This is a genomic window from Marivita sp. S2033 (assembly GCF_046592965.1).
Lineage (GTDB): Bacteria > Pseudomonadota > Alphaproteobacteria > Rhodobacterales > Rhodobacteraceae > Marivita.
Genome location: NZ_JBISBV010000004.1, coordinates 1 through 20,317, shown reverse-complemented (window position 1 = coordinate 20,317; position 20,317 = coordinate 1). Strand labels below are relative to the sequence as shown.

16 protein-coding genes and 1 tRNA gene are annotated in these 20,317 nt (G+C 59.9%); 8 read left to right on the top strand and 9 right to left on the bottom strand.

Annotation, left to right across the window (positions count from 1 at the left end):
- Window positions 1-223: 223 nt before the first annotated feature.
- The 5 genes from ACGKZZ_RS08825 to ACGKZZ_RS08805 form a co-directional block, all read right to left on the bottom strand.
- Window positions 224-946, bottom strand: coding sequence for a VIT1/CCC1 transporter family protein (locus ACGKZZ_RS08825; protein ID WP_411223181.1), 723 nt, complete (start codon window positions 944-946; stop codon window positions 224-226).
- Between the two features lie 45 nt (window positions 947-991).
- The gene (locus tag ACGKZZ_RS08820) at window positions 992-3,649 is read right to left on the bottom strand and encodes a DUF2339 domain-containing protein (RefSeq protein ID WP_411223180.1); all 2,658 of its coding nucleotides are present in this window, start codon (window positions 3,647-3,649) and stop codon (window positions 992-994) included.
- A gap of 66 nt (window positions 3,650-3,715) precedes the next feature.
- Window positions 3,716-4,735, bottom strand: coding sequence for a YcjF family protein (locus tag ACGKZZ_RS08815; protein ID WP_411223179.1), 1,020 nt, complete (start codon window positions 4,733-4,735; stop codon window positions 3,716-3,718).
- On the bottom strand, window positions 4,732-5,181 hold the full coding sequence (locus ACGKZZ_RS08810; RefSeq protein ID WP_411223178.1) for a GNAT family N-acetyltransferase: 450 nt from the start codon (window positions 5,179-5,181) through the stop codon (window positions 4,732-4,734). The genes ACGKZZ_RS08815 and ACGKZZ_RS08810 overlap by 4 nt, the downstream gene beginning before the upstream one ends.
- Window positions 5,178-6,593, bottom strand: a complete 1,416-nt coding sequence (locus ACGKZZ_RS08805; protein ID WP_411223177.1) for a YcjX family protein — start codon at window positions 6,591-6,593, stop codon at window positions 5,178-5,180. Before ACGKZZ_RS08805 ends, ACGKZZ_RS08810 begins: the two co-directional genes overlap by 4 nt.
- Window positions 6,594-6,706: 113 nt before the next feature.
- Between ACGKZZ_RS08805 and truA the strand changes: the two genes are divergently transcribed.
- From truA to argF, 3 genes are all read left to right on the top strand, one after another.
- Window positions 6,707-7,477: a tRNA pseudouridine(38-40) synthase TruA gene (truA, locus tag ACGKZZ_RS08800; protein WP_411223176.1), complete on the top strand. Its 771-nt coding sequence runs from the start codon at window positions 6,707-6,709 to the stop codon at window positions 7,475-7,477.
- A 248-nt stretch (window positions 7,478-7,725) separates the two neighbouring features.
- Window positions 7,726-8,907 (top strand): aspartate aminotransferase family protein, encoded by a 1,182-nt coding sequence (locus ACGKZZ_RS08795; protein ID WP_411223175.1) that lies wholly within the window; start codon window positions 7,726-7,728, stop codon window positions 8,905-8,907.
- A gap of 11 nt (window positions 8,908-8,918) precedes the next feature.
- The gene (gene argF / locus ACGKZZ_RS08790) at window positions 8,919-9,845 is read left to right on the top strand and encodes an ornithine carbamoyltransferase (RefSeq protein WP_411223174.1); all 927 of its coding nucleotides are present in this window, start codon (window positions 8,919-8,921) and stop codon (window positions 9,843-9,845) included.
- A gap of 39 nt (window positions 9,846-9,884) precedes the next feature.
- Here argF and ACGKZZ_RS08785 read toward each other — a convergent pair whose 3' ends face one another.
- The 4 genes from ACGKZZ_RS08785 to rpmH all read right to left on the bottom strand — a co-directional run bounded on the left by ACGKZZ_RS08785 (window position 9,885) and on the right by rpmH (window position 12,137).
- A complete protein-coding gene (locus tag ACGKZZ_RS08785; protein ID WP_411223172.1) occupies window positions 9,885-11,261 on the bottom strand; it encodes an NAD-dependent succinate-semialdehyde dehydrogenase in 1,377 nt (458 codons plus the stop codon).
- 85 nt (window positions 11,262-11,346) lie between these two features.
- Window positions 11,347-11,571: a membrane protein insertion efficiency factor YidD gene (gene yidD / locus ACGKZZ_RS08780; protein WP_411223171.1), complete on the bottom strand. Its 225-nt coding sequence runs from the start codon at window positions 11,569-11,571 to the stop codon at window positions 11,347-11,349.
- The gene (gene rnpA, locus ACGKZZ_RS08775) at window positions 11,568-11,972 is read right to left on the bottom strand and encodes a ribonuclease P protein component (protein ID WP_411223170.1); all 405 of its coding nucleotides are present in this window, start codon (window positions 11,970-11,972) and stop codon (window positions 11,568-11,570) included. Before rnpA ends, yidD begins: the two co-directional genes overlap by 4 nt.
- A gap of 30 nt (window positions 11,973-12,002) precedes the next feature.
- A complete protein-coding gene (gene rpmH, locus ACGKZZ_RS08770; protein WP_072775959.1) occupies window positions 12,003-12,137 on the bottom strand; it encodes a 50S ribosomal protein L34 in 135 nt (44 codons plus the stop codon).
- Between the two features lie 386 nt (window positions 12,138-12,523).
- Here rpmH and ACGKZZ_RS08765 point away from each other — a divergent pair, with 386 nt between their 5' ends.
- The 5 genes from ACGKZZ_RS08765 to ACGKZZ_RS08745 all read left to right on the top strand — a co-directional run bounded on the left by ACGKZZ_RS08765 (window position 12,524) and on the right by ACGKZZ_RS08745 (window position 20,006).
- Window positions 12,524-13,249, top strand: coding sequence for a TVP38/TMEM64 family protein (locus ACGKZZ_RS08765; RefSeq protein WP_411223169.1), 726 nt, complete (start codon window positions 12,524-12,526; stop codon window positions 13,247-13,249).
- Window positions 13,250-13,252: 3 nt separating this feature from the next.
- The gene (locus tag ACGKZZ_RS08760) at window positions 13,253-14,671 is read left to right on the top strand and encodes a dihydrolipoyl dehydrogenase family protein (protein ID WP_411223168.1); all 1,419 of its coding nucleotides are present in this window, start codon (window positions 13,253-13,255) and stop codon (window positions 14,669-14,671) included.
- Window positions 14,672-14,695: 24 nt separating this feature from the next.
- Window positions 14,696-16,090 (top strand): sensor histidine kinase, encoded by a 1,395-nt coding sequence (locus ACGKZZ_RS08755; RefSeq protein ID WP_411223167.1) that lies wholly within the window; start codon window positions 14,696-14,698, stop codon window positions 16,088-16,090.
- Window positions 16,091-16,157: 67 nt separating this feature from the next.
- A tRNA-Arg gene (locus ACGKZZ_RS08750) sits at window positions 16,158-16,234 on the top strand.
- A gap of 310 nt (window positions 16,235-16,544) precedes the next feature.
- A complete protein-coding gene (locus ACGKZZ_RS08745; protein ID WP_411223166.1) occupies window positions 16,545-20,006 on the top strand; it encodes a class I SAM-dependent DNA methyltransferase in 3,462 nt (1,153 codons plus the stop codon).
- Window positions 20,007-20,317: the final 311 nt, after the last annotated feature.

Genomic DNA, 20,317 nt, shown 5'->3' with positions numbered 1-20,317 from the left:
GAGGATCGGCGCGGGTAACCATGCGCCTTGTCCCGGCGGCTCGTGTCGTCAGAGCGCCGGGCACGTAATTCGGAAAATGATCGCGAGGGGGTGCGTCATGGGGCGCGTTATAGGGCGGCGGATCCGCGGCGTCCAGACAGTGTTTCCCATCGCTGGCGCGATGCGATCCGTTGGGGGACCAGTCCCCCAAACCCCCAGGGATATTTTCGGCAAGAAGAATGGGTCAGACGTTGAAGAGCGTGCCGACGAAATAGGCGATTCCGGCGGCCGTGCCGCCGATTGCCAAGGTCTCCATCCCGGAACGCCACCATGGTGCAAGCGACCATTTCGCTTTGTAGGTTCCGATCAGGAAGAACGTGACGAGGGTCGCGGCAGTGGACCATTGGAAGGCGTGCGGCACCCCTATGAGAAACGGTAAAAGTGGAATCATGCCGGCCACCAGGAACGCGGCAAATGTCGCCCAGGCGGCTTTTACGGGGTGCGGATCAACCGATGACAGACCGTATTCGCCTTCCAGCATCATTTGAATCCATTGATCTTCGTTGCGCGTGATCTGATCGACTGCCCCGTCGAGCGCGTCGCCGGACAGACCCTTGAGCCTCAGGATCTCACGCAATTCGCGGCGTTCTCCTTCGGGATGGGTGCGGATGTGGCGCAGTTCGATCTTGCGCAACCGCTGGGCATCGTCGAGTTCAGCCTTTGTGCCCGAGTAATTGCCCGCTGCCATGGAGAACCCGTCAGCCAGGACGTTGGCTATCCCCAAAGCAATGATCACCCAAGGCGAGAGACCGGCTCCGGCGACGCCTGCTACAATCGCGAAGGTTGTGACCGATCCGTCGATTGCGCCGTACACGATGTCGCGCAGATTGCCCCGGCCCGAAGGCTGGCCGATACGATGCTCTACTTCGGCTTGCGAATGTCCGTGTTCGCTGGCGTGCGTGTCCATAGGGTCAGTATCACCTTTTTCGTCGGCGCTTTGCATTGCGTTAAGTCAAGTCACGCGCCGCGAGCGCGCCCAGCGATCCACCCAAGCCATACCGGCAAGCATCAGGCCGAGCGCCAGAAGCGAAAACACGCGGGTCAGACCGGTGAGGCCCGAGATGTCGATCAGGAACACCTTTGCAATTGCCACTGCGATCACCGCCAGACCGGCACGACGCAAGAGATCGGAGTTCCTGGCAAGCGATTGATAGAACAACAGGCCACCCGCGATCAAAAGCGCTACCGTGTAGCTGTAAAGCTCTGGTTGCGTGAAGCCGTGGCGCAGATCGAGGTCGCCCGCCGGGTGCCAAAAGTCGCGGATCACCAGCGCGACCCAGACGACACTGCACAAAGCGGCGGTGGAGACGAGCATTACGCGAATTCGTGCGGACAGGTTTGTCAGACGCCATGCGCCGCCCAGCAGGACCAGCGACGGCATCAGATAGGCGGGGATCAGGGTGTTCAGAACAGGCGGGCCAACCACGACTTGCATCCCGAACACCGGGTTCACGACAGTGAGCGCGGTTCCCAACCACAGTGCGCCGAGGAGTCCGAACAGGCTGGCCAGTCCGATCCGCAATTGCGGAAAGCTAGCCATCCGCTGCAATTGCGCAATGGCAAGCCCAAGCCAGATGGTCGCGTAGAGACCCGCCGACCAATGCGTGACGATCGCGGTATTCGGGGCCAGTGCCGTGATCGCGTGGTAGGTCATGGTCGACACAAGGATACCGCCGAACGCCCACGCGCCGCTGTCAAGCGCAGCCTGCGCCCGGGTGCGGACCAATGGCTTGAGGCACCAGAGCCCGCCAAGGCAGGCCGCGACGGCTGCACCTTGAGCGAAAAACGCTTCGATGACAGGAGCGCCGACGGCCCAGGCCAAGCCTGGATCAACCACCAGCCGGTAGCTGAGCGCAGCAACTCCGGCGAGGATGAACCACTCCATCAGGGGAAGAGCAAACCGCCGGTCCAACGCGGCGGCGCTCACGATGACGGCGGACAGGGCTATGGTCAGAGCAGCTGAGGTGAAAAGGATCGACAGTGCGAACGCAACCGTTGCCAACGCCGACATCGTCGCCAATGATGCGCGTGTCCTCTCCGCTCCGTCGCGACGCGCGAACCGCTCCGCGAGCAGCACCATCAGCGCGGCCACCGCCAGTGCTTGCAGCGCCCATGGGAAGGGGCCGATCACGTCCGACGGCGCCCAGCGGTACTCCAGCAACAAGCCCACCGTCGGCAGGTAGACCGCCGCCGCCGCTGCCCAAAGCGCCGTGAACATCCGTCCCTGGCCGCTGCGCCACGCGAAGACCAGCGTGACGAGAACAGCGATGCCCAGAACCCAGACGGTGTCGAACGCCATGCCGATTTCGGGAAGCCGCTCGCCTTGAAAGGTGCGCAGAACCGGGCCATGCGCATCCGGCCATGCGAGCAAGCTCAATGCACCGAGCGTTGGCACAAGCGTTTGATCCTGAAGCCCCGTCGCCGTCTTGGACCAGACTGCGAACACCACCGCCAGCGCCGACAGGATCAGGTAAGACAACCAGAATTGGCCGTCAACGAATGGCGTCACAGCAACGATGAGTCCGACCGCGGCAAGCAATGTGCCACCCGACAGCCAGACAGCGAACACCGGCTGCCCCGCTTTGCGACGGCCGAGCGTCGAATAAAGAATGGTGCGTCCACCCTGATCCGGGCTGAGGGATCGCGCCGGGATGATAACAGCGCACATCGCGATGACCGCCGCGTAAACGGAAGTCCACGGCGCGATGCTTGTCTTTGAGAGCCACAACAGGCTTGCCGCGATCAGCGCAAGTGTGACGGCGAGGATTGAGACCCAGCCCCAACGGCGCACGGTGTCGATGCCAAGCCCAAGCACCGCAAGCAAGCCGAAGTACAACAGCAGTAATTCTGGCGTATCGGACGCGCCACCAAGAATGAACGGGGCGGAAAATCCACCGACCAAGCCGACCGCGGCAAGCAGCGGGCCATAGAACCAGCCCAGAACAAGCGCGACCAGCGTTACGAGGAAAAAGCCGCCGAAGGCGGTGCCGGGTGCGATCAGATCATAGAGCACCCTGGCCGCAAGGATGCCGCCGAACAGGGACACGATCCCCGCGCCGCTGAAGACCGACGGCAGGTATGCGCTGGGCGTCTCTTCTGTGTCACCGGCTCTGCGTCGGACCCATTCGCCACCGCCGATCAGCACAACACCAAATAGCAGCGCCGCCATGACCCGCGCCGCCGGGGGGAGGAGGCCGTTTTCGACCCCGTATTGCACGAGAAAGACGCCGGCCAATGCCAGCGACACTGCCGATACGACGTAAACCCAGTTCGAGGTGATCCAGCGCCCAAATCGCGCCACGGCCACCGGATATCCGGACCGGATCATCAGCGCGTCGGGAGGCATGGCGTCAGCAGGGTTTTTCCCTGAGCTGGCCCACGGGCCTGTTTCAGTGGAAGTTTCCGCGGAGAGCGCAGCCGTCGGATCAGACGGTGCTTTTGCGACCAAAGCGCGCGTGGGGATCACGGCGTCAGAGCCAAAATCGAGCGCGTCCAACCGCTTTTGAAGGTCTTTGATGCGCGCATACAGCACGATCACCAGTATTGGCATGCCGACCATATAAAACAGGCCAAGCAGACCGAAAATCAGGAAAAGCAGGTCATAATCCATTATCGGATGCCCGGTCCCAGACATAGATGCGTTGTGGCGCACAGTTTGCGCCACCCCGACATTTTGTCAGACACCCTCCTTGGTGTTCTTCGTTCCGATCAACCCGGTCAGAGCGGATTTGATGATCGACCGGACAGACGGCCGCTTGACGCTGATGAAGGGAAGCGGGCGGCATACCTCGATTGCGGCGACACCCACGCGCGCGGTCAATGCGCCATTCACAAGGCCTTCGCCGAACCGACGCGACAGTTTACTGAGAAGGCTGCCACCCAGGATCGGTTCCAAGAGATCGTCCCCGACGGCGACAGCGCCCGTGGCCACCAGATGCGACAGGACGGCCCGTGTCAGCCGCCAGCTTCCAAGCGTGCCGGAGCGGCCACCGTAAATCTCGGCAATACGACGGATCATGCGAATATTTGAACCAAGTGCGGCGGCCACATCCGCCAGCGCCAGTGGCACCAACGCGGTGACAGTGGCCACTTGTCGCGCGGCAGCTTCGACTTCGCGCCGTGCGGCGATATCGAGCGGCCCGAGCAACTCTGTCTCGGCCACGGCCAGAAGAGCGGCAGCATCGAACATGTCGCCATCACGCTCGGCCAACCGTTCGCGGCCCCAACGGGTGTCGTCGCGCGCCGCGTAAAGTGCAGTCAGATCGCGGACCACGCCGCGGGCGGAAGACAGGTCTTCGCCGACGAGTGCGGTGTCTGCGGCGTGCTGGATGCGATCGATCTTTGCCAAACGGGCAAAGGCCGACAGCTCCTTTATCACGATCAGCAGAACGACGAACAGGAACAGGGCAAACAGCGCGGCGACGCCATATCCCAGATACAGGTTCTCGTTGACCAGGCGGGTCACGAAATTCCAGGCAGCTACCGAAATGACAGTGGTGAGAAGCGCAAACAGCAGCGACCAGAACCAGCGTGCCAGTTTCGACACCGGTCGCGCGGCGAGCGCTGCGGCAGTGGACATCGCCTGTCCCTGCAAGGCAGGGCCAACCGCGTCAGGCACCGGGGGCGCGTCGGACGGCGTCAATGTGGGCGCGTCGTCCTCGAGATCGAAAAGCATCGGGCCCTTGGCTTTGGTCATGGTGTCGTCCTTTGCCAACGATAGCGGATGTCGGGCAGGCCTTCGTCGTTGCCCGCCCCGTCGGTGCGTGCGGTTTCGAGAAATCCGTGCCTTTCGTAAAACCGCTGCGCGGATAAGTTTTGTTGGTAGGTCCAAAGCTCCAGTCTGTCGGAGCAATCCATCGCGTGCTTCAGAAGCTGCGTGCCAATCCCCTGTCCGCGCGCGGCCGCATCAATGTAAAGTGCGTGAATGTCGCGACCGTGACGGGCCAAGAAGCCGCTGATGCCGTTGTTGCATTCGGCCACCACGACCCAGCCCCGCTCGACCATCACAGCGGCATGAGCGATATTCTCGGCGCGGCTGTGGACACGTGGTAGCCAACCGGTCGTGTCGATCCAATTCGACAGGATCGCTCCGATACCCCCCGCGTCAAGCGTGCTTGCAGGTCGCAAAGCATGCGCAGTCACAACCTGTCTCCGATCAGGAACTGCGCCGCTCGATCAAGCCGGATATGGGGTGGCCCCATCCCCGGTTTCAGGCTAAGCCGCGCGGGCGCAAAACGCATGATCTGGTAATCCGCATCCAGCCATTGCTCTGCCCCCTGACGCGCCGGACCCAGAAGATGTGCCGGATCCGAGGGCAACTCACCGGGATAGAACGCAGCCTGTTTGCCGCTGTCGAGCAGGGTGCCGCGCACGCAATCGAGCGTCGCGCCGTCATGCTGGCGGGTTTCCTCGACAGTCGCGCGCAGGCTGGCGATCGACATCGCGCCGGTCTTGGCACCCGCAAACTGCGCGCGGTCGCGGGCGTCGCGTGTCAACGCCTCCATGATCGCGGTCAGGCGGGCGTGCTGGGTGTGATGCAGATGGTCGGCCTTTGTCGCGGCGAACAGGATTTTCTCGACCCGTTTGCCACGCCAGAGTTGCGAGAGGAACGCATTCCGGCCGGGGCGGAACGACCCCAGAATGTCGGTCATTGCCTGCCGCATATCCTCAACCGCTTGTGGGCCTGCATGGATCGCGCCAAGCGCATCGACCAGAACAACCTGTCGGTCGATCCGGGAGAAATGCTCGCGGAAGAACGGTTTGACGACCTGACTTTTATAGGCCTCGAATCGCCGCTCCATCTCGCGCCAAAGCGATTTGCGCGGCGGGCTGGACTGCGGAGGCAAGGGAGCGAATGTCAAAACCGGACTGCCGGCAAGATCACCGGGAAGAAGGAATCGGCCCGGTGTGCAATCGGAAAACCCGGCGATCCGCGCCTGTTGAAGATATTTCGTGAAACTGGCGGCGAGCGCCTGAGCGCGAGGCTCGTCAAGCGGCTGGCTTGCATCTTCAGCCCGTGCCAGCGCGACAAATTCCGAGGCGGAGTCGCGCGATTTGATGCGGTTAAGGGTTTCTTCAGACCATTGGGTATAGGATTTTTCCAAGAGCCCTAGATCCAGCAACCACTCACCGGGATAATCCACAATGTCCAGATGCACAGTCCGCGGCCCCTGAAGGCCCGAAAGCAGCCCGGAGGGCCGCACCTTGAGCGACAGGCGTAATTCGCTGATGGCACGGGTGCTGTCCGGCCAATGCGGATCACGCGCGGTCAACGCGCCAAGGTGGGATTCGTAGGCAAAGCGCGGCAGCGTATCGTCGGGCTGCGGCTGTAGATACGCCGAAAGGATACGCCCCTCGCTTTGCGCCAAAAGCCCCGGCATCCGCCCGCGATCCATCAGGTTGGCCACCAGCGAGGTGATGAAAACCGTTTTTCCGGATCGGGCAAGTCCGGTCACGCCCAACCGGATTACAGGTTCCAAGAATGCGCCCGACACGGTGTCGGTCACATTGTCAAAGCCGCGGGTCAGCGTGTCGGCGAGAGTTGAAATGACCAAATCAGCGGCCTCTTTTGTCCTGTTCGCTGACACAGATAAAGGCGCGCGCCGCGACATGCCAGTGTGCGACTCGGGGATTGTTCACTTCACGGCGTCACGGTAAGCGCAAGGCCATGCCCAGATACGCCCTCAAAGTCGAATATAACGGCGCGCCATTTGCCGGTTGGCAACGTCAGGCCGATCAGCCCTCGGTGCAAGGGGCGATCGAGGCTGCTTTGGCCAAGTTGGAACCGGGCGCGCACACGATCGCGGCGGCCGGGCGCACCGATGCAGGGGTACACGCGCGCGGGCAGGTTTGTCATTGCGATCTGGAAAAGGACTGGGATCCGTTCCGATTGTCCGAGGCGCTCAATCACCATCTGAAGCCCTTGCCTGTCGCCATCGTCGATGCCGCGCGGGTGGCCGATGATTGGCACGCACGATTTTCCGCAACCGAGCGTCGATACCTTTTCCGCGTTGCAACGCGCCGCGCGCCGCTGACACTGGAAGCCGGGCAAGTCTGGCAGATCAAGCACCAGCTGGCGGTCGAACCGATGCAAAATGCCGCCAAGTATCTGATCGGCTTGCATAATTTCACGACGTTTCGATCAACGATGTGTCAGGCGGCATCGCCGGTGAAAACGCTTGACCAGTTGGATATCTCGCATGTCCAGACGGATTGGGGCGCAGAGGTCCATTTTCATCTGCGCGCGCGGTCGTTCCTGCACAACCAGGTGCGCAGCTTTGTCGGAACGCTCGAACGGGTCGGCGTCGGCGCCTGGACGCCGGATGATGTGCGCGCGGCATTGCAGGCAAAGGATCGCGCGGCCTGTGGTCCTGTCGCTCCGCCGCAGGGCCTATACCTGATGTCGGTCGCCTATCCCGACGACCCATTCGCGGTGTAATTCGCGGCAGGCGTTTCATCTCGGTCGGGTTTTATGCAGCGCAAAAACGTTCAGGGATTGTGTTCCGGCCGGATTTGAAACATGTTGCGCGCCATGACACTGTTGACATCACTTCGACGAATTTTCTGATTTCGCTCTACCGCCCGATTGTGGGCGTTCCGTCACCTTTTGTCTGCTATCTCACTCCTTCCAATTGACTTGGCCCGCGCCGCTTGGCACGGCTTGGGCTTCTTGAAACGAGGTTTCCCATGATCCCTTCCGTCTTGCCCACCTATTCGCGCGCGCCCCTCCGGTTTGAGAAAGGCGAGGGCGCTTGGCTGATCGAGGCGGATGGGCGACGTTTTCTGGATCTGGGCGCAGGCATTGCCGTGAACGCGCTGGGCCATGCAAACCCCGCGTTGGTCGCGGCATTGACCGAGCAAGCCGAGAAGCTGTGGCACGTCTCCAACCTCTACGAGATCCCCCAGCAGCAGGCTTTGGCGGACAAGCTGGTGGCAGCGACATTCGCAGACACGGTGTTTTTCACCAATTCGGGGACGGAATCCTGCGAATTGGCCGTCAAGATGGCGCGCAAATACTGGTATGACAAAGAGATGCCCGAAAAGACCACCATCGTGACATTCGGGGGGTCTTTCCACGGCCGGTCCTCCGCCGGGATCGCTGCGGCGGGGTCCGAAAAGATGACCAAGGGGTTCGGGCCGCTATTGCCCGGTTTCAAACATGTGCCGTGGGGCGATCACGACGCGCTGCACGCTGCCATCGACGACACGGTCGGCGCGATCCTGATCGAGCCGGTACAGGGCGAGGGCGGTATCCGGCCATTGCCGGATCAATGCCTCAAGGGGCTGCGCGCGCTATGCGATGAAAAGGGCTTGCTCTTGATTCTTGACGAGGTGCAGTGCGGCATGGGCCGGACCGGGCGCCTGTTTGCGCATGAGTGGGCGGGGGTCGTGCCTGACATCATGATGGTTGCCAAGGGCATTGGCGGCGGCTTTCCGTTGGGCGCGATTCTGGCCAAGGAAGAGGCAGCCAGCGGCATGACGACTGGCACGCATGGCTCCACATATGGTGGCAACCCCTTGGCCTGTGCGGTTGGCTGCGCGGTTATGGATATCGTGTCCGATCCGGCTTTTCTCGAGGGCGTCAACGCGCGGGCCGGGTTCCTGCGGCAAAAACTCGAAGGTCTGGTGGCATCTCATCCAGATGTATTCGAAGGGGTACGCGGAACGGGGTTGATGCTGGGTCTGAAGTGCAAGATCGCGCCGGCCGACCTGGTTCAGGCAGGATATACCTGCGGTGTGATCACGGTTCCGGCGGCCGACAATGTGGTGCGTATTTTGCCGCCGCTCAATATCACCGAGGACGAAATGTCCGAGGCCGTGAACCGGCTGGATTTCGCGGCAGATGCCGTCCGCGACGCGATGGCCTGAAGGAACGAGATATGAAGCACTTTCTGGATATCCACAAAACCGATGCGGCCGATCTTCGGCGGGTGATCGACGACGCATTGGCGATGAAAAGCGCGCGCGCTGGGCGACCCAAGGGGGCGGTGGACGACACATTGCCGCTGGCCGGGCATATGGTGGCACTGATCTTCGAGAAACCCTCGACCCGAACGCGAGTGTCGTTTGATGTCGGCGTGCGTCAGATGGGTGGCGAGACGATGGTGCTGTCGGGGTCGGACATGCAGTTGGGTCATGGCGAGACGATTGCCGATACAGCGCGCGTTCTGTCGCGATACGTCGATTTGATCATGATCCGTACCTTCGATGAGAGCGTGCTGGAAGAAATGGCCGAATTCGCCAGTGTTCCGGTGATCAACGGGCTGACGGACCGGACGCACCCGTGCCAGATCATGGCGGACGTCATGACCTATGAAGAGCACCGCGGACCCATCAAGGACAAGAAGGTCGTCTGGTGCGGCGACGGCAATAACGTGTGTTCTTCATTCCTCCATGCCGCGGGCCAATTCGGGTTTGATTTTACGTTCACCGGGCCGGTGCAGCTTGATCCCGAAATGGAATTCGTCGGGCTGGCCCGAAATGCGGGCGTGTCGGTGACGATCGAAAGAGACCCAGCCAAGGCAGTTCAGGGGGCTGATCTGGTGGTTGCGGATACCTGGGTGTCGATGCATGACGCGCAATCGGCCAAGGAGCGCCGGCACAATATGCTGCGCGCCTATCAGGTCAATGAAGAGCTGATGAGCCATGCGAAACCGGATGCGCTGTTCATGCACTGCCTGCCCGCCCACCGTGGAGAAGAAGTGACTTCCGAGGTGATGGACGGGCCGCAATCGGTGATCTTTGATGAGGCAGAAAACCGGCTTCACGCGCAAAAGGCGATCATGCGCTATTGCCTGGGGGTCTGAACCAGCGGCGGGCGTAACTCTCGCCCGCCGCGGCCATGCTCAAGGCAGAAAGATCGCCTTGGCGTTGACGAATTCCTTCATCCCGAATCCACCGTGTTCGCGCCCGTAGCCTGAATCCTTCACGCCGCCGAACGGCATGTTCGGATCGGCAGCGCCGAACGAGTTGATGCGGATCATTCCTGTGTCGAAATGGTCGCGCGCTAGTTTCAGGGCGCGATCCTCATCCTTGCTAAAGATGCCGCCGCCCAGCCCGTAGCGGCTGTCATTGGCCAGACGCATTGCATCTTCATCGTCCTTCGCTCGGATGATCGAGGCAACGGGACCGAAAATCTCGTCGTCAAAGGCGGGCATTCCGGGTTCTAGATCGCCCAGAACGGTAGACGGGTAAAACGCGCCGTCCCGATCCGGTGCGGTGCCGCCGCACAGAACTTTCGCACCTTTGGACACAGATGTGTCGACCTGTTCCTTGACCCGATCAAACTGATCCTGGCTCGACAGCGGGCCAAGCTGGACGTTTTCGTCGGTGGGGTCGCCCATCTTGATTTCTTTCATCTTTGCGACGAATGCATCGACGAAATCGTCGTATACCTTGTCGGTCACGATGAAGCGTTTGGCGGACACGCATGTTTCGCCGTTATTATAAAGGCGTCCCATGACCGAGAATTTCACCGCCGTTTCGATGTCGGCATCCTCGAGAACCAGATAGGCATCGTTGGAGCCAAGCTCCAGCACGGTCTTTTTCAGCGCCTTTGCGGCGACCGAACCGATGTGACGTCCGGCATCGTCGCTGCCGGTCATTGTTACAGCGCGCACCTTGGGGTGTTCGATAATCTTGTCGCTTGTGTCGTGGTCGATCAGGATCACTTGAAAGATGTCCTCGGGCAGGCCCGCTTCGATGCAGATCTCGCGAAGACGCAATGCAGAGCCGGTGCAGATGCTGGCATGTTTGAGCACGCATCCATTGCCTGCCATCAAGTTGGCGGCAAGCACGCGGATCGGCTGATACATCGGAAAATTCCAGGGTTGGATGGAATATAGCACGCCGATGGGTTGATAGGTAACAACGCCCCGCTTGCCATCGCCGCCATGCGTGCGTTCTTCGTCAGCCAATTCGTCCGGACCGTGTTCTGCGGTGTATTCCATGATGGCGGCGCAGAGTTCGACCTCGGTCTTACCGTCCTTGAGCAACTTGCCGGTCTCTTTCGTCATCAGCGCGGAAATCTCATCTGAATTTTCGCGCAGTTTTTCTGCGATCTTTTTCAGGTAGGGTGCACGGTCGGAATGGGACAGCTCGCGCCATTTCAGGAATGCCTCGTGGCATTTCTCAACACGGTCAAACGCTTCCTGTTCGCTCATCAGGTCGTATGACTGGATGGTTTCGTTGGTCGCCGGATTTACTGTAGTGAATGTCGACATATTTCATCTCCTCTCGAATGTTGGAGAAGAAACAACAGCGGGCCGACATCCGTTCCACCGCTCATCTTGTTGTGATCCAGCCGCTCTATGGGTCGGGCACGTTGTCGATGCCGCTATCGCCCCAAGGATGACAACGCGCGATACGCCGGGCCGCCAGCCACCCGCCTTTCAAGCCGCCATGCTTTTGCAACGCCTCCAGGGCGTAGGCCGAGCAGGTGGGGTGGTAGCGGCAATTGTGCCCGACCCACGGACTGAAGATCAGCCGGTACGCTCTTACGGGCAGAGCCAGTGTACAGGCGAGGGGCGTCATGGTGCGGGGTGCAATTTGCGCAAAGCGTAGGCAAGGTCGTTCTTGAGCGCATTGAACGGGCGATCGATGGTGACGCCGGGACGGCCGATCAGGACGTAGTCCCAACCCGGCTGGGCGCCATCTGCGAGAACCTCATCGACCACTGCACGCAGGCGGCGCTTGGCGCGATTGCGCATCACGGCATTGCCGATTTTCTTGGAACAGGTATAGCCGACGCGGATCGTGGGATCATCGTCATGTCGATTGCGCGCCTGCACCAGCATTCCATTGGTGGCCCGCCGCGTTGCCCGCGCGGCGCTAAGGAAGTCGGCGCGCTTTTGCAGAACGGTGACGTGCGGGCAAGACGACACCGCCGGAAGTTTTGATCCCCTTTTGTCAAAGGAGGCCTCCGGCGGTGTCATGTCAGGTAACCTGAAACGTCGCGTCGCGCGTTACGCGCTCAGCGATTTGCGGCCACGTGCGCGGCGCGCGTTCAGAATCTTGCGACCAGCTTTGGTGGCCATGCGCGACCGGAAGCCGTGGCGCCGCTTGCGCACGAGGTTCGAGGGTTGAAAGGTGCGTTTCATCGCGTCCTACTCCGTCTTGTCGGTCCGGGGGCGCGGATTCGACCGCCGGTTCTATTTGAAGCCCGTGCTATATTCAGGGGTGCTGCGCTTGTCAAACAGTAAGGCGCGGGTATTTTGAGGTTTTGAAAAGGGGGCGCTGCCCCCGTCGCTTCGCGCCTCCCCCGAGATATTTTCAACCAGAGACGTCGCAAGGGCGGTATTCGTGTGCGATTGACATATCTCTTCGGTCCTATGACGGCAAATGTTTCAATCCGGACCCTGATCATGCGAATTCTCACGTAAAGCGCGCCGCCAGATCAAGCGGGCGTGAGGCGGGTGTTTTCAAAGCCCGGTTCGGGGCATTGTCCCGCAGTGGGGTCGATGGTGGCCGAGATGGAAAGGTGACTATGGCTGACGCGCAGAAACGACCGGGCTGGATGCGTTACGGGCCGATCATCGCGATTGGCGTCGTGGCGATCATAGGCGCTTTCACTCTGCGGGACACGTTGAGCTTTGAGACATTGGCGAACAATCGCGACGCGCTGACATCCTTTCGCGATGCGAACTTTGCCATGACCGTGGCGATTTTCATGGCAGGCTATATTGCGATCGTCGCGTTTTCGCTGCCGGGCGCGACCGTGGCGACGCTGACGGGCGGATTTTTGTTCGGTGTGTTCCCCGGCGCGGTGTTCAACGTGCTCGCTGCAACCATCGGAGCCACTCTGATCTTTCTGGCTGCGCGGTACGGGTTGGGAGACAGGCTGTCCAAGCGCATGGACGCGAGCGATGGGGTGGTGCGCAAGATCAAGGCCGGAATTGACGAAAACCAGTGGTCGATGCTGTTTCTGATTCGCCTTGTGCCGGCGGTGCCGTTTTTTGTGGCCAATCTCGTGCCCGCCTTGGTGGGCGTCGCCCTATATCGCTTCTTCGTATCGACAGCGCTTGGCATCATCCCGGGTGGTGTCGTGTATACGTCCGTCGGCGCGGGCCTCGGAGAAGTGTTCGAGCGAGGAGAGACGCCTGATTTCGGCATCATCTTCGAGCCGCAGATTCTGTTGCCCATTCTTGGCTTGTGCGCACTTGCGGCGCTTCCCATCGTGTTAAATGCCGTACGCGGCAAGAAAGGGCTATAAATCATGGAGCGGATTGACACTGATGTCCTGGTGATCGGCGCCGGGTCTGCCGGCCTGTCGGTCGCCGCAGGTGCTGTACAGATGGGAGCGCGGGTCGTCTTGCTCGAGGCGGGCAAGATGGGGGGCGATTGCCTAAACTACGGGTGTGTTCCGTCCAAGGCGTTGATCGCGAGTGCGAAAACGGCCTATGCCATGTCTCATGCATCGCGCTATGGCATTGCCAACGTCGTTCCACAGGTCGATTACGCGGCGGCGCAAGATCACGTGGCTGGAGTGATTGCTCAGATCGCGCCGGTTGACAGCCAGGAACGCTTCGAAGGCCTCGGCGTTCGGGTCATCCGCGAATTCGGGCGCTTTGTCTCGGACACCGAAGTCGAAGCGGGCGACCACCGGATAAGAGCACGACGAGTCGTGATCGCCACCGGATCATCGCCTTTGGTGCCGCCGATCCGCGGATTGGACGCGGTGCCCTATCTGACCAACGAAACACTGTGGGATGTGCGCGAGATCCCTGCCCATCTTCTGATCATCGGCGGCGGTCCGATCGGGCTGGAGATGGCGCAGGCGCATCGTCGGCTTGGCGCGATAGTGACGGTGATCGAGGGGGAGCGTGCGCTTGGAAAAGATGACCCAGAACTCGCCGAAATCGTGCTGGAGCAGGTGCGCGGCGAGGGCGTGGAGATTGTCGAGGGCGCAAAGGCGGAAGAAGTGCGCGGGACAGCGGGGTCGCTCGAGGTCGAAGTCGAGGACGGCCGTGTCTTCAAGGGCTCGCATCTTTTGGTGGCCGTTGGCCGGAAGGCGAACATTCAAGACCTTGATCTTGAGAAAGCCGGAATCGAGACCTCGAAATCGGGCATAAAGGTCGACGCCCATCTGCGCACGACGAACCGGAAGGTCTATGCGATAGGTGACGTCGCCGGGGGGCTGCAATTCACCCATGTGGCGGGCTATCATGCGGGTGTGGTGATCCGGTCGATCCTGTTCGGCTTACCCTCTTCGGCGACCACGCGGCACATCCCGTGGGTGACCTATACCCAACCCGAATTGGCGCAGGTGGGTATGACGGAGGCGCAAGCGAAGGACGCGCATGGCGACAAGGTCGAGGTGGTGCGCTTTCCCTATACACACAATGATCGCGCCATTGCCGAGCGAAAGACAAACGGCTTGGTCAAGGTGATGGTGGTCAAAGGACGGCCCGTGGGAGCTTCGATCGCAGGGGAACAGGCGGGCGAATTGATCAATCTTTGGGCTCTGGTGATCGCCAACAAGATGAAGATGAGCCAGGTCGCCAACATGGTCGCGCCTTACCCCACGATAGGAGAGCTTAACAAAAGGGCCGCGGGCGCTTATTTCTCGCCGAGATTGTTCGAGAGTGATGTGGTGAAGAAAGTGGTTGGGTTTGTTCAGAAGTGGCTTCCATGACGTGACCGGCCGGAGCACGGGTTCATGTTGAATTCGCTGTCAGGCCGTTTTCTGATTTTGACCATGGTCTTCGTGATGTTGGCCGAGGTGTTGATTTTCGTACCTTCAGTGGCACGGTTTCGGGAAGATTTTCTGCTCAACAGGCTGGAGCGGGCGCAGATCGCCTCGCTGGCATTGCTGGCCGATGACATGATCGATTCCGAACTGGAAGATGAGTTGCTGTTGAACGCGGGGGTGTTCAACGTCGTGCTGCGGCGCGACGAGCTTCGTCAGTTGGTCTTGTCGTCGCCAATTCCCGGTGCCGTGTCAGCCACCTATGACTTGCGCGACGTGTCGTCTCTTACTCTGATTGGGGATGCGATGCATCGGCTCTTGATGCGCGAGCCCGAGGTGATCCGGGTGATCGGCAACCCGTTCCGGGACGGTGGATTGCTGATCGAAATCACGCTTGAGACCACCGCGTTACGCGTTGCCATGATCGAGTATGGCGTGCGCATCTTGCTGTTGTCGGCCGTCATTTCCATCGTGACCGCCAGCCTCTTGTTCCTGGCCGTGCGCGTGTTGCTCGTCAAGCCGATCAAGGGTGTTGTGGGGCACATACAAAGCTATGCCAAAGCCCCCGAAGACGCCCGCCGGGTGATCCAGCCATCGGCCCGCGTGACCGAACTGCGCGAGGCAGAGGAGGCGCTGCAATCCTTGCAAACACAACTGACGCAAGCGCTCAAGCAAAAGGAGCGGATGGCACAACTGGGCGGGGCGGTGGCCCGCGTGAGCCATGATTTGCGCAACATCCTGACGTCGGCACAGCTGTTCACCGACCGCATCGAAATGAGCAAGGATCCGGTGGTGCAACGCATGGCTCCGAAACTGGTCGGATCGATCAAGCGGGCGGTTTCGCTCTGCGAAAGCACGCTCGCCTTCGGCCGGGCAGAAGAACCGGCACCGACGCTGATGCTGGTCAATCTGGCAGAGCTTGTCGGTGATGTGCTGGACAGCGAGCGGTTGGCCATCGGTGAATTTGACCTGAGTTTAAGCGAGGACGTGCCGGGCACCCTGATGGTGCGCGCGGATTCCGAACAGTTGTTTCGCGTCTTGTCCAATCTGGTTCGCAATGCGCGACAAGCGATCGTCGGCAGCGGCGTGCCTGGCGAGATCAACATAGCCGCGAGCGCGTCGGATGATGCCTGGTGCATCGATGTGACCGATACCGGCCCCGGCCTGCCCAACAAAGCTAAAGAACATCTGTTCCAGCCCTTTCAGGGCGGCGCGCGCAAAGGTGGGTCGGGGCTGGGCCTTGCAATTGCAGAAGAACTGATCCGCGGTCACGGCGGTACGCTGGAGTTGCTGCGAACCGACGCAACCGGAACCGCGTTCCGCATTCGCTTGCCAATGGGCGACGTCACCCTGACAAGTCGATGAGCGGCGCCAAAAATTCTTGGGATTTGCGCTTGCATCACCTCGGCACTGCGGCTATCCCACGCCTCGTGGACCGATAGCTCAGCTGGATAGAGTACTTGACTACGAATCAAGGGGTCGGGGGTTCGAATCCTCCTCGGTCCGCCATCACCCCTTATTTTATGATTTAATTTCAGTTGGTTGTGGGTTTTGGCATTTTGCGAACCCACACTTAAGCCCACATTTTGGACTGGCTTGTACTGCGCTTCGTTGGGCGTTGCTGGACGACATATCCGGGGATGTGCGGGATGAACCGGCATTCGCACACGGGCTGCGGACATCTATAAAGCCCGATTGATCTTGCCTTGGCTAAATCCAGAAAGTTCCCCAGAAGCGCACAACGCAGGGGTGGGATTGAAACACCTTCGGATACATGCACAACTTCCATCCAATAGAATTGGGCTCTTAGGCGGTATTTGTGCAGGTAGATGACTTCATTGAGCGCTGGCTTGGGTCCGGTGGCAGCGAGATGGCCACGGCACAGAGCTTTGCGATTGAGCTGACAGAACTGCTGGGTGTGCCACGGCCCAACGTATCCGACAAAGACGGCGACTTTCTAGACTATCGCTTTGAACGCCCTGTTACTCTGACCCACACTGGCAGGAAGCGTAACGGACGCATCGACCTGTATAAAAAGGGTCACTTTATCCTTGAGGCTAAGCAATTTGTCTCACCAGATGCCAACGATAAGAACACGCTGGAAATGTTCTTGGAAAAGGACGCGCCGAAGCAATCAGGACACGGCAAGCGCGGTACGTCAAAGTTTGATGATACCATGATGAAGGCCCGCAATCAGGCGGACAACTACGCCCGTGCAGTAGCCAAAGAGGACGGCTGGCCACCTTTCCTGATGGTTGTGGACGTTGGGCACGTGATCGAGCTTTACGCCGATTTCTCTGGGCAAGGACAGGGCTATAACCAGTTCCCCGATGGCAACCGCTACCGGATTAAGCTGGAAGACTTGGCGCATGAGGAAACCCGCGATCTGCTGCGGGCAATCTGGACAGAGCCACAAAGCCTTGATCCATCTCTGCAGTCAGCCAAAGTCACACGCGAAATAGCCACACACCTTGCGGAATTGGGCAAAAGCTTTGAGGGTCAAGGCCATGATAGCGAGACAGTCGCGCGTTTCCTGATGCGCTGCCTGTTTTCAATGTTCGCAGAAGATGTGGACCTGATCCCGCGTGACAGCTTCCGCGATCTGCTGATCAAACTACGCAGCAGACCCGAACACGCTCAACCGTCATTGCAGGGGCTGTGGGAAACCATGAACACGGGCGGCTTTTCCCAAGTGTTGATGCAGGACCTCAAACGCTTCAACGGCGGTCTGTTCAAGGAAGCCGACGCCCTGCCGCTCAACGTCTTGCAGTTGGGTTTGTTGATCGAAGCCGCAACAGCGGACTGGAAACAGGTCGAACCCGCAATTTTTGGCACCCTGCTGGAGCGCGCATTGGACAAACGCCAGCGCCACAAGCTTGGGGCCCACTACACGCCCCGCGCCTATGTCGAACGCCTTGTGACGCCCACCATCATGGAGCCGCTGCGGGAGGACTGGCGCGATGTTCAAACGGCTGTGCAGCGCTTGGCGGAGGATGGCAAGGACGAGGACGCGCGCAAGCTGGTGCGCGACTTCCATGCCAAGCTGTGCGAAATCCGAGTGCTGGACCCCGCATGTGGTTCTGGCAACTTCCTCTATGTGGCGCTGGAGATGATGAAGCGGCTAGAGGGCGAAGTGACATCCCTGCTGGAAGAGCTGGGCGAGACGCAATCCAGCTTTATCACCGTGGACCCGCACCAGTTTCTTGGTATCGAGCTGAACCCATGGGCGGCAAACGTGGCAGAGCTGGTGCTGTGGATCGGCTATCTGCAATGGCACTACCGCACGCATGGGCAGGCTGCCCCTTCCGAGCCTGTTTTGCGCGACTTTAAAAATATCCGCCAAGGCGATGCGGTGCTGGAATGGTCGGGGCGTACCCCGCGCATGGACGCGAACGACACGCCCGTCACCCGCTGGGACGGGATCACCACCATCCGCCACAACGTCACAGGCGAGGAAGTGCCAGACCCCGCTGCGCGCATTGCCGTCTTTGATTATGCTAAGCCAAAACCAACCAAATGGCCTGAGGCGGAGTTCATCGTGGGCAACCCGCCGTTTATTGGCGCATCCCGCCTGCGCGACAGTCTGGGCGATGGATACGTCGAGGCGCTTTGGAAAGCCTACCCCAAGATGCCGCAAAGTGCGGACCTTGTTATGTTCTGGTGGGAAAAGGCGGCACTGGCGGCGCGGGGATGGAATGCCAAGACGGGCAAAGGCACGCGGCGCTTTGGGCTGATTACCACGAACAGTTTGCGCCAGGCATTCAATCGCCGTGTGCTGGAGCCGCATTTGAACGACCCGAAAAAGCCGCTGTCGTTGTTGTTTGCGATCCCGGATCACCCTTGGGTCGATACGCAGTTTGGCGCGGCGGTGCGCATCGCCATGACAGTGGGGGCAGCGGGCAACCGTGGGGGGCGGCTGCTGACACTGGCAAGTGAGAGCGAGAGCAAGAACAAGAGCGAGGCTGACGGACACGCCGTGACCTTTGATCACCAGATCGGCAAGATATTTGCGAATTTGCAGATTGGGGCGGACGTGGCGGGGGCCAAGGCGCTTTTGGCAAATGGCGGCCTCTCTTCTCCGGGCGTGAAGCTACATGGCGCGGGCTTCATTGTGACACCCAATACGGCTAAAATACTTGGCCTCGGAACCGTCTCGGGGGCGGAGAAGCATATACGAGAATATCGCAATGGCCGTGATCTGATGGCAACGCCTCGGGGCGTCATGGTAATTGATCTATTCGGTTTGTCTGAGCCTGAAGTAAGGAGCCGTTTCCCTGCGATCTATCAACATTTGGCAGACAACGTTAAACCCGAAAGAGATGCAAAGGCCACGCAATCCAAGGATAGTGCTGGATATGCAAAGCTGTGGTGGCAGCACGGAAAGCCACGACAAATGCTTAGGCCAATACTAGATGGTTTGCCTCGCTACATCGCCACGGTAGAAACGTCCAAGCATCGCGTCTTTCAGTTTCTCAATCAGGCAATATTGCCCGATAATATGTTGACTTCCTTTGGCTTAAGTGATGCCTCGGATATTTCAGTGCTTTCAAGCCGCCACCATGTCGTATGGTCACTTGCCGCCGGTGGGCGCTTAGGTTACGGAAATGATCCCCGTTATAATAAGTCTCGCTGCTTCGATCCTTTCCCCTTCCCAGACCTCACCGACCCCCAACGCACCCACCTGCGCCAGCTTGGCGAAGACCTCGACGCGCATCGCAAGCGTCAACAGGCCGCGCACCCCAAGATGACTCTGACCCAGATGTACAACGTGCTGGAAAAGCTGCGTGCAGGGGAGACTATCGAAGGTAAGGACAAGGACATCTATGACCAAGGCTTGATCGGCATCCTGCGCGATTTACACGATCAGATAGATGCCGCCGTGGCAGAGGCCTACGGCTGGCCCTCGGACTTGAGCGATGAGGAAATTCTGCTTCGCCTTGTAGCATTGAACAAGGAGCGAGCACAGGAAGAGGCGCAAGGCCATGTCCGCTGGCTGCGCCCCGATTATCAGAACCCCACAGGCAAGCAAGCCGCCAAAGGCAAGACCGCTGACATGGATTTGGGCGTGGTGGCCAAAGTCGAAAAATCGCCATGGCCCAAAGCCTTGCCAGAGCAGATCGCCGCTGTGCGAGAAGCCCTGTCCGAGATGGGCGAAGCCACCCCAGAACAGGTCGCCCGCCGCTTTGTTCGCGCAAGGGTCAGCACGGTAGAGCCACTGATGCAAAGCCTCGCCGCGCTGGGGCAGGCCGAATTGGGTGAGGATGGACGCTATGCTGCTTGAAATTGATGCCGCAGCTTCTTGATAAACTCAAGCGTTGCTATTTGATCTTCGCTTCCCGCCGCCAACGACGCCTTGGACGTCTACCGTTTGGCCGCTGCTACGAAGTTTTGGATTTCGTCCGCAGCATTATCACGGGGTAGAAGTTGATTCTGTGATGCCGCAAGAGCAAATAGTGAGGGATTGGGGAGGTTATGGGTGAACGACAAATTTTCAGGTAATGTGAACCGGCATGCAAGATTGACCCCTGTATTGGGGTAATCGGCGTCCAAAAGTGACCCCCCTGATATTTCTGTTCAGAAGCTTCCTCGACG